The sequence below is a fragment of the Pyrodictium delaneyi genome (assembly GCF_001412615.1).
Classification (GTDB): domain Archaea; phylum Thermoproteota; class Thermoprotei_A; order Sulfolobales; family Pyrodictiaceae; genus Pyrodictium; species Pyrodictium delaneyi.
The window spans coordinates 352,137-369,638 of the sequence record NZ_CP013011.1; the positions used below are offsets into that span (position 1 = coordinate 352,137).

General features: G+C 55.9%; 11 protein-coding genes. 6 read left to right on the forward strand and 5 right to left on the reverse strand.

Annotated elements, in window-relative coordinates; genetic code table 11:
* Positions 1-155 precede the first annotated feature (155 nt).
* The 3 genes from Pyrde_RS01790 (at position 156) to Pyrde_RS01800 (ending at position 3,446) form a co-directional block, all read left to right on the forward strand.
* The gene (locus Pyrde_RS01790; protein WP_055407689.1) at positions 156-1,199 is read left to right on the forward strand and encodes an MFS transporter; all 1,044 of its coding nucleotides are present in this window, start codon (positions 156-158) and stop codon (positions 1,197-1,199) included.
* Positions 1,200-1,340: 141 nt separating this feature from the next.
* On the forward strand, positions 1,341-1,922 hold the full coding sequence (locus Pyrde_RS01795) for a hypothetical protein (protein WP_055407691.1): 582 nt from the start codon (positions 1,341-1,343) through the stop codon (positions 1,920-1,922).
* Positions 1,923-2,102: 180 nt separating this feature from the next.
* A complete protein-coding gene (locus Pyrde_RS01800; protein ID WP_055407693.1) occupies positions 2,103-3,446 on the forward strand; it encodes a DNA double-strand break repair nuclease NurA in 1,344 nt (447 codons plus the stop codon).
* Here Pyrde_RS01800 and Pyrde_RS01805 read toward each other — a convergent pair.
* The 3 genes from Pyrde_RS01805 to Pyrde_RS01815 all read right to left on the reverse strand — a co-directional run bounded on the left by Pyrde_RS01805 (position 3,387) and on the right by Pyrde_RS01815 (position 6,965).
* Entirely contained in the window at positions 3,387-4,001 is a 615-nt protein-coding gene (locus tag Pyrde_RS01805) for a hypothetical protein (RefSeq protein ID WP_055407695.1), read from the reverse strand. The genes Pyrde_RS01800 and Pyrde_RS01805 overlap by 60 nt on opposite strands.
* Positions 4,002-4,012: 11 nt before the next feature.
* Entirely contained in the window at positions 4,013-5,128 is a 1,116-nt protein-coding gene (locus Pyrde_RS01810) for a signal peptidase I (RefSeq protein ID WP_055407697.1), read from the reverse strand.
* A gap of 166 nt (positions 5,129-5,294) precedes the next feature.
* The gene (locus Pyrde_RS01815) at positions 5,295-6,965 is read right to left on the reverse strand and encodes an ABC transporter substrate-binding protein (protein ID WP_055407699.1); all 1,671 of its coding nucleotides are present in this window, start codon (positions 6,963-6,965) and stop codon (positions 5,295-5,297) included.
* Positions 6,966-7,129: 164 nt separating this feature from the next.
* Here Pyrde_RS01815 and Pyrde_RS01820 point away from each other — a divergent pair, with 164 nt between their 5' ends.
* Together Pyrde_RS01820 and Pyrde_RS01825 are read left to right on the forward strand one after the other, a co-directional pair.
* The gene (locus Pyrde_RS01820; RefSeq protein ID WP_231656771.1) at positions 7,130-9,118 is read left to right on the forward strand and encodes a GNAT family N-acetyltransferase; all 1,989 of its coding nucleotides are present in this window, start codon (positions 7,130-7,132) and stop codon (positions 9,116-9,118) included.
* A gap of 100 nt (positions 9,119-9,218) precedes the next feature.
* Positions 9,219-10,409 (forward strand): TIR domain-containing protein, encoded by a 1,191-nt coding sequence (locus tag Pyrde_RS01825; protein ID WP_055407701.1) that lies wholly within the window; start codon positions 9,219-9,221, stop codon positions 10,407-10,409.
* 34 nt (positions 10,410-10,443) lie between these two features.
* Here Pyrde_RS01825 and Pyrde_RS01830 read toward each other — a convergent pair whose 3' ends face one another.
* Positions 10,444-11,853, reverse strand: coding sequence for a tyrosine-type recombinase/integrase (locus tag Pyrde_RS01830; protein ID WP_082419640.1), 1,410 nt, complete (start codon positions 11,851-11,853; stop codon positions 10,444-10,446).
* 969 nt (positions 11,854-12,822) lie between these two features.
* Here Pyrde_RS01830 and acs point away from each other — a divergent pair.
* Positions 12,823-14,829: an acetate--CoA ligase gene (gene acs / locus Pyrde_RS01840; RefSeq protein ID WP_055407706.1), complete on the forward strand. Its 2,007-nt coding sequence runs from the start codon at positions 12,823-12,825 to the stop codon at positions 14,827-14,829.
* 374 nt (positions 14,830-15,203) lie between these two features.
* On the opposite strand, the gene Pyrde_RS01845 is transcribed toward acs, so the two are convergent.
* Entirely contained in the window at positions 15,204-17,447 is a 2,244-nt protein-coding gene (locus Pyrde_RS01845) for an alpha-amylase family protein (RefSeq protein WP_055407708.1), read from the reverse strand.
* Between the last annotated feature and the right edge of the window lie 55 nt (positions 17,448-17,502).

The following is a 17,502-nucleotide window of genomic DNA, read 5'->3' on the forward strand; positions in this document are numbered from 1 at the left end:
GTCACAGACTGCTGGAGCCTCCCGGGCCTTAACCTCGCGATACAGTAGATATTGAATCCTCCCCGTACTCCGCGGCTCAGAACACCAGAGACACAGATAGCTCTATAATAGATACGTCTACAGCCGTGCTACTGTGCCATGGAGGCGTCAAAGCATTGAAGGCCAACAAGGAGGCTATAGCAGCCGGGAGCCTTACCATTGTACTGCTTTTCGGCGTTGTGAGTCTACTAGGCGATATGAGTTACGAAGGTTTCAGAAGCGTTCTACCAGTCTTCATACCTGGTGGACTAGAGCTTAGTAGTGTAGCAGGACTAGGAGAAGTAATAGCATGGAGTCTCCGCCCGGTCACTGGTCTTGTAGCCGACCGGCTCGGAGCCTACTGGGGTTTCACAATCCTAGGATATTCCATGATACCCCTTGGGATACTCGTTGCCTCGCTTGGCGGCCCTATGCTGGTACTAGGCTACAGCATAGAGAGACTCGGTAAAGCGCTCCGAAGCCCTAGCCGCGACGCGCTCCTAGCTGGAGTCGCCGGCAAACGCCGTGGTCTAGTCTTCGGAATCCACGAGACAATGGACCAGGTAGGCGCCATAGTAGGACCATTGATAGCCTATATTACGCTCAGCCGGGGTATGGGCCTCTGGCTCTTATCTATACCAGGTCTTCTAACAGTATTCGTGCTACTGTTTGCCCGAAGCCTTTACCCGAGGGGTGCCCGGCCTCGGCCAAAGAAGGTAGGAATACGGGAGGCCCTACATTGGAGCAAAGGAGCAGTCTTATACGTAGTTATAGCGGGAACGCTAGTAGCTAGCCCGCTCGCCGTAGAGCATGTTGCAAGGACTCTAGGCGGCGTAACTGCTAGCTCTGCTCCACTACTATATGCCGCTGCAATGCTATCTGACGCCTTTGCAGCAGTACCCCTCGGCATGCTCTACGACAGGCAACCAAAGACTGCCACATCTATACCAGTAGTGATGGGAGCTACTGCTGGCATAGTAGCTGTATTGCTGGGTGATACTCTAGCTGGAGCACTTGTAGCCGCCCTGCTGAGCGGCATAGCAGAAGCGGGGTTTGAAACCGTAGCCCGCGCAATGGTACGTGGGGGCGCCACGGGTTACGGATTCTATGGTCTGGCGCGTGGCGTAGCTGCAGCAGGCTCTATAGCACTATACAGTGTCGCAGCGTCTATGCTCGCGTAGTACTACACCATCATAGCACAATGTGCTTATCAAGAAGTGTTACATCGGCGGTAAGGATATAAATCCCAGAAAAAGACGGAAGCCGTAAGCCGGGTACATGACCACTATTATACCCTACGCAGCATGGAGGTACGATGAGCCATGGTAAGCAAACGTAGGCTTCTCCTACTAGCGAGCCTCGCAATAGTAGCAGTAGCTGCTGCTGGCGTCTCAGCTAGTGTCTTCGTGTTCTACCCTGGCGATGTAACAGCCCAGTACACCGAGCCTCCAGTAAAGGTATTTCCGGGCAGCAATGCCGGGCAACGCGACCTTAATGGTGCTAGGATCAATGTCGCGATAGGAGCAAACCAGACAAGTGTATCGTTAGCGCTGCATCCGACATACCAGATAACGTACTACAAGAACATAACTTTCGTCAAGAACCTTGACACAACCAACAGTTATTACGTATGGTTTAAGACTAGCCAGCCTACGAACTTCACCGTAACCAACGCTTATCTGAAGCTCATAATAAACGACACCAGTACCGGCGATATCTATGTCCTAGACCTTACCAATAGTGGCGACATAGTCGGCCCCATAACCCTCAATGCCGGCGCTAACCTCACTATCGACGTACAGAGCTACTATCCTGAGGGAGAAGCTTTACCAGCAGGCGTCATAACAGCTGGTTTCGAGATCATCATAGGTACTGTAAACGAGCAACCACCAGCACCACAGTAAAAGAGACAAGGAAATAGGAGCTCTAACCTCCCGTAGGGAAAATTTTCTTCCCGAAACCAATAATCACTTTATAGAATTCATCGGTTTCTGTTGAACTGGATAGATTATTTATTCTATTGTTCTTAGGCTTTGCATGGATAAGGTATTACCGTTCTTCTATCCGAGCTAGGGTTACAGGCTGTGCCGAGGCTTGCTGGCGACTGGTTCATAGACTTGTTTACGGGTGAAGCTGAGAAGCTCATAGAGTCACTACGGGGCAGGACTACTGCTAGACAAGGGCTCGGAGCCCCTCCCGCCTACTGGTGGATTCCTGGGCTTCCAGAGCCACATAGTAGTGGCGTAGTTGCTGCTGTTGACGGTGGTGGCGGGTTAGAGCCGCTGGGCGGTTTTGGAGCTGTGTACATTGCACGTGCTTATGGCTACGTGGAGGGCGGGGAGCCGGAACGGGGGCTTGAGCTACGCTTCTATCCCGTCCGGGAGCTACGGGTCCTGGATGCACTGCGGAGTTGGCTTGAGCACCGGGTGGCTGTGAGGCTCGTTTACCGGCTACCGCCGGGTAGCGTACTATTGATGGATGGGAGTCTGTGGGCCACGGTTACTGCTGGACTTACTGCTGTTGCTAAGCTGGCTTCGCGGGGTGTACAGAGCCTTGGCTGGGTCTATGCCGCGCTACTCAGCAGCTATATGCTCGCCGAGGTCTCTGAGCTAGTACGGTCTGCTAGGGAGCGGGGCATAACCATAGCCTATGTGTCGAAGGACCATGGGCTCCGCGCCCTAAAGGAGAAGGTGCTCCTAGAAGCTGTCGCTGAGAGGGTCCGTGCGCTCCAGCCTCTCGTCTCCCGTGCGCTAGACTACTATCCGCTCGCACTCCGTGAGCAACTCCTTGAAGCCCGGAGACTAGTGCCAAGCGAGCTCCGCGGCATATTCGACGCCGCGCTCGACATGAGCTACCGCGACACAGGGTTCATACAGGATACAACTGGCCCTGGACCTGGGTATAGCTGGCTCCTCCGCCTACCTCTACCCCAGAGGCTAAGCCAAGTAATCTCCCGCGGAGGATTGAAGGGACTAGTAGAGAGGGCTGCCGCTAAGGCTGAGGCGCTGCTGGCAGAGGAGCCGGAGGCCGAAGAGTTCCGCTCCCTAGCAGAGAGGCTTCCTCGGCTACTCGACGAGCTACCCGGTAGCCGGATGCTTTACGTGAGGCTCAATAGTAGCGATCACCCCTTGTTGGTAGAGCTGCCAGGAGAACCTGGCTGCTACTATTCCCCGGGCCGTGTCCTCGAAGAACCGGGCAGCATCATAGAAGAGGTTGTTGCCACCCTGCGGCGCGGGTACGCGGGCCCAGAATACTACAACATACCCCTAATAGCTGCACACATGAACGCTACTCTTTCCTCGAGTCAGTTAACTAGCTACATGAGGCTTCTCGAACAACTTGCCGCAGCCCGAGGGCTCCAGCTAAGACTAGCCCGCCGCAGCCTCATTGGCCGCAATCTTCCCCGCAGACGTCGACGACTCCTCTAGCACACCTGTAGCCAGTATATAGAGTAATGATAACACTACTAGGACCCCGGCAAGCACTAAGGCTAGCCAGGCACCCAACTCCATGAACCGCGAGGTCTCTACAACTTCTCTACCGAGGACTATGAGCCCTGCACTCGTTCTAAGCTGGTAACTTCCTGTTAGCATATCCACACCTCTTTCGAGGAGTCTAAGTAGGGCCCGGAGTACTCCAGCAGCAACTAGCGCTATGAGCGAAGCCGTAAACGCCGCTATAGATGCTGTCCCCGGCCGTGCATTTCTTAGCACGATATAAGCTTGTGCAAGGCCAGTCTCCAATGCTAATAAAGCGGCTGCTAGTACTGGAACGCTGTATACTCTCGCTGCCTCGAAAACCTGTACCTGAACAGGGTTACCTAGGAACCAAACATGGTACCAGAGTAGCGCTATCCTTGCCTCTACGGGGCCCCGAAGACTGTACAGCGGCTCAATAAGATATAGCACCATGACGACACCATAGAGCCAGAATATGAATGCTAAAACTGCTGCTAGTAGTCGTGGCTGTAAGTGAAGCCTCATGACTTAGTAACTCACCTCCTACATGTGGCTGCTAGTCTAGTCTCAACGATGTCGCCACCGAGCCACTGGTAGCGAGCCACCACATAGACGCGATCGTGACCTCGTTCTAGCGGGATAGTTACTATAGACCATGGATCGACTTTAAGTGGTGTGCTCTGTAAATTACTCTCCTCGTATCTTGTACCCGGGCCTGGGATGACATCCAAGTAGTATATTGTCGTGTTCACATCCAGGGGTACCGGATTCATGTTCTTCACGACAATGGTTGTACAGTTGAGTTTAAGTATAGGCTTCTTCCAGGGCACTCTTATTGTATAATCCGCTAAAAGGAATCCATACGACAGCGTAGCCGTGAATGATAATTTGTATTCTATTATACCTGTCATGAATAATTCTTGATAGAACAGCTGTGGTACGTGGACATAGACTGTATCCCCGGGCAAAAGGTAGGGTGAGCAATGACTCGTTATACCGTCTCCAGCTACTGTGCAGTTTTGTATATCCATCAGCACCGTGTTTTCAACATTGTATTTAATTAGGACGGAACCTCTCTCGAGAGCTATATGTTTAAGCGTTATCATGGGCATCATCGACTCTATGGAGGACGACTGGGGCGGTATAGGTGCTAATATTGGTGCACCCAAAGTGAACACTATATAGAGTGTTACAGCAAACACTGAGGCAGCCTCCACAGCTTCAATTCCTGTAACAGCGGCACGTGCTATGTTTGTAAGCCAGTATACAGCGAGCGGAGCTATGATGGCGGCTACAGCAATGCGCGGAATACGAGCTACCACCACGTACTTCACCGCCGAGAGCGGTACAGGTTGGTCAGGTACAGGGTTAGCATCACCTTTGGTCACCGCCATACCATCCTGGATGTCTACTAAACGATGCATAACACAGTGTGTATACCCCGTACACCATAGAACAACGTCTCCTATACGGGGCTGTTTCTTCGCGAGGATGACTAGATCGCCAAGCATATAGTTAGGTTCCATGGAGCGGCCGGCAACGACCGCCAGAGCTAGGGGTGCATCCAGAAGTCTAGCAAAGGATAGAGCTACGAATACGAGTATTATAGAAACTGTTATCAAATTCATGATGTCTCTGAATCTGCTCTCCAAGGAACGTCGAGCCCCATAGTCGTTATGACCTGGCTATACCCGTAGTGTCAGCCCCAACTGCTGAGGGTTATAGGAGGTCAGTCTCCCAAGCCGAATCATGGAAAGATTCTGAAAATCAAAAAAACAATATGAGATAATCTTTTGTGTCCAACTTAGCTCGCTTTTGCTAGCCTGTGGTCTTGTAGATTATGTAGTACTGTAGCAGCATCGACGGACCAACTTTTACGCCTTCGATGTTCTTCTGTGTAACCACGTAGAGCTTGCCCTGCAATAGCGGTATGAAGGGTACGTCTTCGGCTAATATCTGCTGGACCTTCTCGTAGAGTTTGGCGCGCTCCTGCTGGTCAGTGAGTACAGCAGCCTCGTCTAGGAGCTTGTCTACCTCGGGGTTGGTATAGCCCGTGCCGGTCCACTTGTTGGCGCCGCTGTGGAGGAATGGTGTCAGGAAGTTGTCGGGGTCTACGTAGTCTGGGTACCAGCCTAGTAGAGAGAGCATCATCTGGCCACTGCGTAGCTGCTTGACGTAGGTCGCCCACTCGCTGCTCTTCAGCTCTACCTCTATTACGCCGGTGCGTTCTAGCTGCTCCTTGATGAGCTGTGCTAGGTCTGCCTCGGTGTCGCCATAGTGTGTTGGAGTGTACCAAAGCTCTACCTTGAGCTTATTGTTTTCGTCGTATCCAGCCTGCTTGAGTAATTGCTTAGCGAGCTCTATGTTGCCGTCACCGTACTTCTCCTTGAAGACGTCTATGTGGCTCCAGAGCCCCTTAGGCACCATGCTGTAGAGAGGCTCCATGGTCCCCATGAATACTACATCTGCTAGCTCAGTGCGATCGATGGCTGCCGCTATAGCCTGACGTACTAGCTTCTCGCTGGTAGGCTCCATCTTTGTGTTGACTACTATGTAGCGTATGAAGCTACCAGGGACCTCTATTACCTTGAACCTGTTGTCTGCCTCTAGCTCGCGGTAGTCGTTGGGCCGTAGCGTCCTCCACGCTATGTCTATTTCGCCGTTCTCGAGGGCTAGGCGGAGGGTTGTGGCATCCTTGTAGAAGCGTATTATCACTGTGGGTGTCTTTGGCTTCTCGCCGTAGTAGTAGGGATTGGCCTCAAGGATTATGTACTCGTCGCGCTTAAATTCCTTGATGCAGTATGGCCCGGCGCCGCCCCAGGTGGCGTCGCTCACTATCTGGTCTACGGGGTACTCGGGTGATACTGGGAAGTATGGCGGCGTGGCTACGACTGCTAGGAAGAAGCCGACAGGCTTCTTGAGCGTGAACTTGACTGTGTAGTCGTCAAGGGCCTCGACCTTCTCAACGAACTCTGTTACTAGCCAGGAGGGGTCACCTTGTAGCTTCATCACCCTTTCTATGCTGCGGACCACGTCCTGGGCCTTCACTGGGGTGCCGTCACAGAACTTTGCATCCTTGCGTAGGTGAAATATCCATACTTTGCCGTTCTCCTTGACTTCCCAGCTCTCGGCTAGGGCTGGTACTATCTTGTCGGTGCCAGGCTCATACTTTACTAGACCCTCCATTATGTTGTTGAGAACCTCCCATGTGAAGAAGTCGTAGGCGTTAGCGGGGTCTAGGTCTGTAACCTTGTCCGTTGTGCCTATGACTATCCTCTCGGCTAGTTGCGCGGTAGGTGCTGTAGTCTCTGCAGCCTGTGTAGTTGTCTCCGTCGCTGCCGGTCCGGTCTCCGCGGGCGCTGTAGTCTCTGCTACAGTCGTCTCCGGGGCTTCTGTGGGCGCAGGTTGTCCACCGCGCAGGACTAAGGCTGCGCCTACAACGATGAGGAGTAGGACTAGACCAGCTATTATGAGCGTTGTCTTCTGCATAATCTGCCCACCATATTCCCTATTCTAAAATTTCTTCACGCGGGTATATGGTTACACTCGGGGATATGAAAGCCTTATCCTCAACTGGCCGGACGGGCCAGCTTCAAGGCTACGAGGATATAGTGCTGCGCCCTCACGATCATGTCCCGGGGGTGCCAGGCCTGGTGTTTGAGCAGCAAAAACCCATACCGGTCATGGTTGTGCTCCGTGGCCGTGTTGTTGTTGCCCGTGTGCCGCGTGTCGCCTCCCGCTGGCTCGGCGGTCTCCTGGTGGAGCTTGAAACCGGGGTACAAGTACATCTTCTCATGCCTGGCGCTATTGCCCGGTGGCTGCATAGAGGGGAGAGGGTAGAGGTAAGGTTCCTCGAGGAGCCCGAACGTGTCAATGGAGTCTATGTCGCGCCGAGGGATTCCTATGAGCTGTGGAGGATCTGGGGTAGCGAGCAGAGAGAGGAGCGGGTCAAAGTCTGGCCTCCGTGGAGGCGCGAAGCTCGGCTAGAGCGGGAGAGTTTCCTCGGGGAGAGGGTCTACGAGTACCGCGTTGTAGCCCGCGAGGCCGTCACGGAGGATGATTTTCGAGAGATAGTAGGTCTCGAGCAATATCATTATGCTAGCAGGGAGGAGGTCGTAGCGATATGGAGATGCCCTGTCTGCGGCAACTACGCTGAGGCTAACGTGCAGCCCACCTGCCCCCGTTGCGGTGTGCCGATGAAGCTCCAGGAGATACGTGGAAGCCTCCCTTCGAGCAGGTTCATGGTCCTCGAGCTGGCCTCCAGGGAGCCCTACGAGCCAAGGATAGTGGCCTATGTCCGGGTTGACACACCTATACCGTTGATGCACCGCCGCATAGTCAAGGAGGATGGAGGTGTAGAGATAGAACGGATGATAAGGGAGCGGGTGTTCCCGAAGGACTGGTTCCACCCCACATTCTGGCCCCTTGCCTACACGCGACGGGCTGAGCTGCGGAAACGGTTCCAGGAGCTAGCCGAGCTCTATGGCTCCCGCCGCATCGCTCGTGCCGTCGTGGGCGAGGAGATAGCTGAGGAGGCTCTCCGCCGCGCAAACACCGCTGCCGCGCGTATAGCACGTGTTGTGGTCCACCCCGACTACCGTGGCGACGGGCTCGGCGTCCTAGCAGTGAAGATGGCGCTTGAATGGATACGGGAGCGCCGCATCCCAGAGATGAAGAGGAGGAAACATGTAGTCGAGACCATAGCCCAGATGGCGCGGTTCAACCCGTTCTTCGAGAGGGCCGGGTTCCGCTACATGTGGGACACGGCTAGCGGCCGCCCTGTGCTAATGTACCCGCTCACCGAGGAAGCTCGGAAGAGGATAGAGGAGTTCCTTGAGAAGGACCCCTATGCCCGCCGCCACGGTGGCAAACTTTTCCGTCCACGCTATGGCGGTGTTGAGCCTCTTTCAGGGCCGATAAAGCTAGTCAACCTCACCAAGATCTACCGTAGCGAGCTAGACGTCTCCAGACTCCCACCCGAACTACAAGACGTATTGCGCGCCTTTGGCGCCGAGAGGAGGCGAGTAGAACGCTACGTGCTGCGCAACACGAGCTTCGAGATAAAGCCAGGCGAGGTAGTCGCAGTGGTAGGCGCTAGCGGCGCAGGAAAGACCACCCTGTTACGCATGATTATAGGCGCTGCGCTGGGCGCCAGGGACGAGAACTACCAGCCGAGCCAGGGCAGGGTAGAGGTGCCGAACAACGTTAAGCTCGCCGCGTTACTGCCCGGGGAGATGGAACCGGTGTTCGGCAGCGAGACTCTGCTAGAACACGTAGCCCGTAAGATAGGAGACCCAGCCGCGGCTGTAGAGATACTCAACGCCGTCGGGCTGAGCGATGCAATATTCTACCGCGCCCGGTTCGACGAGCTCTCCACTGGCCAGAAAGAGCGGGCCCGGCTAGCAAGCCTCCTCGCAGAGAGGCCCAACCTACTGGTCATAGACGAGTTTACTGCCCACCTGGATCGTCTGACAGCGCAGAGGGTTGCCCGTAAGCTGAGCAGCCTAGCACGTCGCGTAGGCATAACCCTGGTGGTCTCCACTAACCGGCCAGAAGTGCTCCAGGCGCTAGCACCGGACAAGGTGGTGCTCGTCGGCTACGGCACGGCAGTAGTAGCGGAAGAGAGGACTGGGGCCCGGTAGAGCCTTCACCCCCTCCACCTTATCGCGTCTGTCCTGGGGGCTTGTCCTGGCGGAGAAGCATAGCCCGGAGAGGCTCATAGTAGTAACCGGCGTCTCCGGGGTGGAGCTAGCCCCGCTGTTAAAGCTGGCAGAGGAGCTTGGAGCTGCTACTGCGAAGTACGAGGAGTTCGTAGAGGAGGAGTTCAAGGCACCCATCTACCACGTAGCAGAGCTACTATTGGTTTACTATAGGCGCACTAGCGAACGGTTCGAGAAGGCCTTCAAGAAGATGCTAGACAGTCTCTCCGACAGCAAGGCCGCCGTGGTAGCAGCGCATGCTGCCTACTACCGGCGCAGCAACATCGTGGCTAGCCCACTCGCAGGGTTCATACACCGGCTAGCAGCCAGGGGCGAGGCCTCAGTAGCCATAGTGGACTACGTTGACGACTATTACCACATACTATACCGGCTCGCCGACCGGGTAGCCCGGGGCGAGACGCCAGAAGTGGCCGGGTTCCAGGTTCTAGACCCGGCTGGCCTCCTATACTGGAGGAGCACACACCACAGTATAGCCCAGCTCGCCGCGATACACGGGGCCGAGTTCTACGTCTACGCCTCCAAGCATAGTCGTGAGGGGCACCGCCGACTCCTCGCTATGCTCCTCGGCCAGGAGCCTGAAGAGGGTGGCAGCTTCCACACAGTCTACGTCTCCCACCCCATAACCAGGGTGAGAGCCCGGGCAATACGGGAGGGCAAGCCGCTAGACCGGTACCCGGACGCCCTGGAGATAGAGGAGTTCAAGAGGACTCTCGAGGATAGCTGCCCCAACCTCGTAGTATTCTCACCCACCACGGTGGACGAGCTGATAACAGACCCTGGCACGGGGAGGCTGAAGACACGGATAAAACGGGAAGACCGCTGGCCCCACGGAGAGAATGGTCTCCACGAGTATCCCTATCCTGTGGATCTCCGGGACCGGCTGTTCGATCTCCACCTCTATCCTGTCGACGACACTACCGGGAACCAGGGCTACATGAGCTACCTGCAGACCCAGATCGAGGCGAGTATAGAGAGACGCGACTTGAGCTACGTAGCCCAGGCAGACATGATAATAGCGTATAGGCCGACAATGTACGGTGAGACGCACATGGGCGTCGAGACGGAGATAAAGACCGCCGTAGCCATGGCTAAGCCCGTCTACAGCGTGATCCCGCCGGACGAGAGGAGCATAGCCTACCGGCTCTTCAGGTTCGAGTACCCCCTCCGCAGCATAGATGAGCTACTCAATGTGCTCCGTTGCAGCCGCCGGTGAGGAGCCATTTTCTAGATCCCAGAACTCCCATGCCTCATTCTCGGCGTCTATCGCTCCGCTGCTGTGCCCCACCGGGGCCGGGCTGCTGCATAGGAGCTGGCGGTTGAGCTTGAGCAAGACCCGCAGCTGGAGCCGCAGGGGCTGGCGGCCGGGCAGGAGCCAGAGGCTGGCCCTGATAAGGCGGCTGAACCGCTGCGTAGGGGTATGGAGCAGGCTGCCACTGTTGCGGCTGTTGCACAGGGGCCGCCGCGTAGTAGTGGACCTGGTACTGCTGCGGAGCCGGCGGCTGGGCAGGGGGCTGCAGGTGTAGTGGCTGCGAGTTTGCCTGGTAGGCCAGCGGCTGGGTAGCTTGCTGGATGTTTGCTGCGTGTGGTTGTCCTAGGGCCTGCTGTGGCCAGGCCTGGTAGCCGGGCCATGGGCTCTGGGGCTGCTGCCCGGGCGGCTGGACTGGCATCGGCGGTTGCTGTGCTAGTGGCCGGGGCGGGGCGTAGACTGGCGCTGGCGCTTGTCCCTGGGGCGTCTGTGCAGCTGGCTGTGTTGCGAAGGCGCGCTGGTAGGCGGCGCGTATGTCCTCGTCTAGTAAGTGGAGGTAGATCTGGGTCACCTTGATGTCGTGGTGGCCGAGGAGCCTCTGGACTACTGGGAGTGGGACGCCACGGCGGAGCGCCTCGGTGGCGAAGGTGTGGCGCAGCACGTGGGGCCGGACACGGCGTGGGTCGAGGCCAGCGCGGCGGGCTAGCGTCTTGAGCCTCTTGTAGAGCCCGCTGTAGCTTATCCCAAGCAAGGGGTCGTCGGGGCCGAGCTTCGGGTTAAGAGCTAGCCATATTGCTAGCGCTTGCTCGGTCAACGGGCCATAGAGTACTACCCGCTCCTCGCCGTACTTGGCGTTCCTCACGCGTATCTCGCGCCGCCCAGTGTCTATGTCGCGTAGCCGTAGCCCCACTGCCTCCTGGGCGCGGAGCCCTGTCTCGAACAGTAGCGCTACTATCAGCAAGTCTAGGGGGTCGCGGGCAGCTGATACCAGGCGCTCGACTTCCTCAGGCCGCAGCGCCTCGACTCGTGGGCTCCTGGGCTTACGCACAACCGGCACCTTGACGTTCAGGCCGAGCCACTCTAGGAATCCGCGGAGGAACAACGTGTAATAGTGCATCGTTGTCTGCCGTTCCCTCCTCTCCTCTGCTGGATCGCTGTCACGGCTTCGGGGCCTCTGGAGTCCACGGGTAAGACGGTCATAGATCCACGCGGAGACGTCGCTGCTGGTTACTTCGCGGAGCCGCTTATCGCCTATAAACGAGAGAAAGTCACTGATAGCTGCCCGGTAAGCCTTTACAGTCTTAGGACTAGCACCAGCTGCTGCTAGCGCGGCAAGGAACGCCTCCATCGCCTCCAGGTTGCTCCGCTCTAGTATTCCTGGTGGTGGCGGCGGCAGGTCAAACCGCGTCACTACAGAACCCTTAGAGAACAATTATACAGTCATGAAGGGGGCCGAGGCCTCGCCCCAATAAATACCCTGGTAACACTCCGCTATTCAGAGTCATGAAAGATGAGTTTACTACAACCTATTACTCCTCTATGGTCACGTCTTTGGCAGGACACCTGCCTCCCACAATCATGGCGGTACGAGGTAGAGAGTAGTATAGGAGCAGAACGGAGACTACAAATTTGATCCAGGAGCCTTCCCCGGATAGAAACAGGTAGAGCCATTGGACACCCAGGAGAGTAAACAACACATCAAAAATGCATACAAGAAGCCTTTGCTTGCCGTTAGCGACAAGCCAGGCTCCTATAACAGCGCCTAGAACAAGCCCCAATAGGGCTACCTGGAACTGCAAGAGAGACCCCATACTGCTATAATAGTACGGTATTATTATAGTTACTATTGACCATACGTGCCATAGTAAATCCCGTAGCGTGTACACTCAAGAGGCCTACCTAGAAGCTATGCCAGCGCCTCTAGGGCCTACGAGGCTGTCACTAATGTGACTTGGCGTTATCAGATGGAGGCCCTCACCAAGTGTAGTAGCCCGCGGAGCCCACAGTCTCCAGCCGGCTTTCATTGATGAGAATCTTCAAACTCTCGGATCATCAATACTATGTTGAGCATAAATGCAAAAGATATGCCTCAATAACTATTATGATCTTACTAGAAGTCTCTAGCGACAATGTGGGACACAAGGTATGCTATAAACCTCAAGATGAAGAGCTTAGGAGATATCCATGATATCGAAGTATAGTGATGATTGTGGACCTGGTGTTCCACCAGTAATACTCCTAGATATCTCTCCTCATCTCTTAGGCTGTGTCAACAATGGTATACTGTATATTCTAAGATGTTAAATATGGCGTTATTCTTTTAACGAAGAGGGTTGATAGACATTAGGCGAGCGGTTCTCTCGGCAGGTGGCGAAGAGCCATGGCTACCGAGCAGGGCCTCCCCTTTGGCGAGAAGTATCATCCTGCTATCAAGAAGCTGATGGAGCTTCGGCGAGAGAGTCTAGAGAACATTGAAGAGTTCTGGGATAAGAGGGCCCGTGCACTCATCTGGTTCAAGTACTGGGACAAAGTCCTCGACGACTCGAACCCGCCGTTCTTCCGTTGGTTCGTGGGAGGCGTCACTAACATAACTGTTAACGCTCTCGACCGGTGGATCGAGACACCGGTCAAGAACAAGGTTGCTTACTACTGGGAAGGCGAGCCCGGGGACACCCGCGTCCTCAGCTACTTCGAGCTGTGGCGCGAAGTTAACAGATTCGCCAAGGTCCTCAAGGACCTCGGTATAAAGCCGGACGACCGCGTAGTAATATACATGCCCATGATACCCGAGCTCCCAATAGCCATGCTAGCTGCTGCACGTATAGGCGCTATACACAGCGTAGTCTTCAGCGGTTTCAGCCCCAAGGCGCTCGCCGACCGTATAGTCGACGCTAAGGCTAAGCTCCTGATAACTGCCGATGGCTACTACCGCCGCGGCAAGGTGATAAACCTCAAGAAGAACGCTGACGAGGGTGTCAGGCTAGCCGAGGAGCAGGGCGTCAAGGTAGAGAAGGTTCTCGTGGTGAAGAGAGGCGGCCTAGACCTAGACGTGAACATGGTCGAGGGCCGCGACTACTGGTACGACGAGCTAGTAAAGAATGTACCCTATAACACCTACGTACCCCCGGAGCCCAGGAAGAGCGACGACGTACTCTTCATACTCTATAGCAGCGGTACAACTGGCAAGCCTAAGGGCATAATGCACAGCGTAGGCGGCTACATGGTCTGGACCTACTGGAGCTTCAAGTGGACCTGGGACCCCAGGCCCGACGACGTAATGTGGACCGCCGCTGACATAGGCTGGATCACCGGCCACACCTACATAGTATACGCCCCGCTAATGCACGGCATGACCAACGTTATGTATGAGGGCGCGCCAGACTACCCGCAGCCCGACCGCGTCTGGGAGATAGTTGAGAAGTACCGTGTCACAATACTCTACACCAGCCCAACTGCGATAAGGCTATTCCGCAAGTACGGCGACGAGTGGGTCAAGAAGCACGACCTCAGCAGCCTAAGGCTACTCGGCAGCGTAGGCGAGCCGATAAACCCCGACGTCTGGAAGTGGTACTACGAAGTAGTAGGCGGAGGCAAGACCCCGATAGTCGATACATGGTGGCAGACCGAGACCGGCGCCGCCATGATAGCCCCAGTGCCCGGCATAGCACTAGTGCCGCTCAAGCCCGGCAGCGCTACCTTCCCACTCCCCGGCGTAGACGCCGACGTAGTCAACGACAAGGGCGAGCCAACAAAGCCCGGCGAGAAGGGCTACCTAGTGATAAAGCGGCCGTGGCCCGGCATGTTGATAGGCCTCTGGGGCGACCCACAGCGCTACATAAGGACCTACTGGCAGCGCTTCAGCAAGCCCGATGAAGGAGTCTGGATCTACTACCCAGCCGACTACGCCGTGAAGGACGAGGACGGCTACATCTGGATGCTAGGCCGCGCCGACGAGGTGCTCAACGTAGCCGGTCACAGGCTCGGCACCACCGAGATAGAGGACGCCATACTCGCCCACCCAGCCGTAGCCGAGGCCGCCGTAGTAGGCATACCCGACCCAATCAAGGGCGAGGTACCACTAGCAGTAGTAGTGCTACGCGAGGGCTACAAGCCCAGCAAGGAGCTAGAAGAGGAGATCAAGCAGACAGTCCGCAAGATACTAAGCCCCATCGCCGTACCGAAGCGCGTACTCTTCGTCAACAAGCTGCCAAAGACAAGAAGCGGCAAGATAATGAGGAGGCTGATAAAGGCCGTAGCCACCGGCGCCCCACTAGGCGACGTCAGCACCCTAGAGGACGAGGCCAGCGTCGAGGAGATAAAGAGGGCCTGGGAGGAGTTCAAGAAGGCAATCGAGGAAGGCGAACGCCTCCTCCGCGAAAGCAGCTAACCCGGCCCCTAACCCCTAGGCTTTTTAGTCGATTTCACCCCGATCACGACAGCTTTATCACTTTTATCACTTTGGACCTCACCTCCATTCTCACGCATTCCTTAGTGATGTTAGTACAACATGTATCATGAAGTGGTGATAACAGGACATATAGCTCCTAGAATGGAGAAGGGTATGGGTACCAACCTCAGTATGCCCTTTTCACTTGCCCTCTACTCAGACGCCACTATGTTTAGAGAAACCTTATAGTATACTTAGAGCACACCAACTATGGTAAGCTGTTACTGTATACCGCTACATCTGTATTGGCCTAGAACTCGCAAGCGAGATTTATCATCGCACACTCCTAACCGTGACGCGGTTTGCTAGAGGTGTTAGGCCCTGGGCTCTATTACTATGACCTCGTACTCGTCTAGCCTCGGTAGCGTGGTCTCTAGTGCTCCGTTTTTCGTCTCTGCTTGGAGCTGCTTGTCTCGTAGCGGCAGGTAGACTATGTAGCTGCTGGCTTGGAGGCCTAGCTGCTCTGGGTGTAGCCGGAGCTTCACGTTGTGTACAGATACTACTGTCGTGGCAGGGTGTACTGCTTCGTGGGTGCCGAAGGAGGCTACTGGCTGGCGGGCGTCGCCTAGTCCGCGGCTCATTATCCTCTGGTTGTAGGTGTGGTTGATGAGGTGTAGTATGACCCGGTCGCCCTGTCTCCAAGGCTCTGCCTGGACTGTGGAGGGAGCGTCTACCTCTAAGGGGAGAGGGCCACCGGCGTGGGTTACAGCGTTGTATACGAGTCTCATGTAGTCGGTGAGGCCTAGCCTCCAGTAGTGGCGGCCTAGCTGCCCCGTAAAGTAGACGCTTCTCCCGGCTCCGTGTCTGTTGACCACTATGGCTGGTGCCTTGGTCTCTGCCCCGAGTGGTGGTGGGGACCTGCCGAGGGTGTATTCGTCGCCCCAGGGGTACTCTGTGAGTCCTATTCTAGCGGGGGTCTCGGCGCCCTCGGCCGGGTCTACTATCGTGTGCCAGCCTAGCTCGGGGCTTGTACGGCTCTGGCGGAAGCTGTAATCCATGTCTCCCCAGGGTATAAGGCGACGCTGCAGCCCCCGGGTTACGGGGTGGTTTAGTTGATCTACTACTAGGTAGCTCCAGTCTAGCCGTAGGAGGCCGCGGAGGTTGGCGCCCAGCGTCTCTGCTGTTGCGAACTCGTAGCGTTCTATGCAGTCGCCGTCCCAGCTGCCTGCGAGGTATGTTGCTACGAGGCCCCCACCTTTCTTCACGTACTCTGCTATCTCGCTGGCCGCGAAGTCTGGTAGGCAGACTGTGTTGGCGAGCACTATTACCCGGTACCGTTGGAGCGTCTTCAGCTCTATGTCGCGGGCTGAGAGGTACTCTACCGGCACGTGGCTGTGCTGGAGCGCGTAGTAGAACCCACGGACCTCGTCTAGATAGTGTTGTGGTTCACTGCGTCCGTAGTGGTCTAGCGTCTTTGTAGAGTAGACTACTGCAGCATAGCGTATCGGTTCGGCGCCGTCGAGGTATTCTTCGAGGACTTCATGCTCTCTGAACACCTGCTCTGCTGCATCTAGGGCGCTGGGGTCCTGGATGTAGGCTGAAGAGAATATGAGGAGCCACGGTGAGGCGCCGCCCGCTATGGCTTCGCGTAAACCCTGCCTAATGGCGAGCGGGGACGTGGCTACTGTTGTCCGGTACATGTGGAAGTAGTTCCTAGTAGTCCAAACTGGTTTTCCACCGCTAACTGCACGGCTTAGCTTACTCATCTCCGCTATAAAGCCGGGTGGTTCGCGGTCTGCTTCACTCGTCTCCACCATTACTATGTCTATCGCGTCGCGAGCCTCCTCTACAACACGATTATTGCGCCCGCCCCAGCCACCAGGATGGCTATTGTAGAGGAGCGGGGTACCTGGTGCAGTCTCTTGTATCACTCTCTTTATCTCTCGGAGTTTCTCAGTTACTACCTTGTAGCGCCACTCCCAGAGCGTCCGCCACCTGCTGTCGCTCCAATTCGGGTCTCGAGGCATCTCGTAGCCGTGCTCACGGCGGAACCGGTCCTGGCACCAGCGGCAGTAACAGCTCTTGTCGGGGTCTGGCTGGTAGCGGAAGCTGTCAAGCAGTATACCCGAAGCGCCTAGGCCTAGCGCCTCGATTACCTCCCTCTTAACGTGCTCTATGAAGGGGGAGTTGAGACAGAGTATGGGCCATTCAGGCTCATATCCTTGCTCTGAGGTGGGAACATGTTCTAGCATTATCACCTCGCCATGGCGGTTTATCTGTGCCCAGTCACCATGGAGCTTGTATAGGTACTTGTTAGCTGTATGACCCACCATGAGGATTACGTGTATACCGCGGCGCCGGGCCTCCTCTAGTGCCTCGCGTACTATGTCGCCTTTCATCTTAGCGTGTACTGGGCCTACAGTGCCGCCACGGTAGAATATTCTGCCCCAGGCATCCCGGGCGAATATTACTAGGACGTTTGCGTGAAGCCGCTCAGCAAGCCTAACAAGGTCTCGGCCGTGGATACGGGGTACGTAGACACCGTAACGGTCCTCAATATTGAACTGGAGGACACGTACAGGCTTTTCCCACCACTGTCTGTTAGGGGATGGACCCACGACACAACAACCATATGATAGGTGAGACTTGACTGAATATATGACTCCTAGCCCG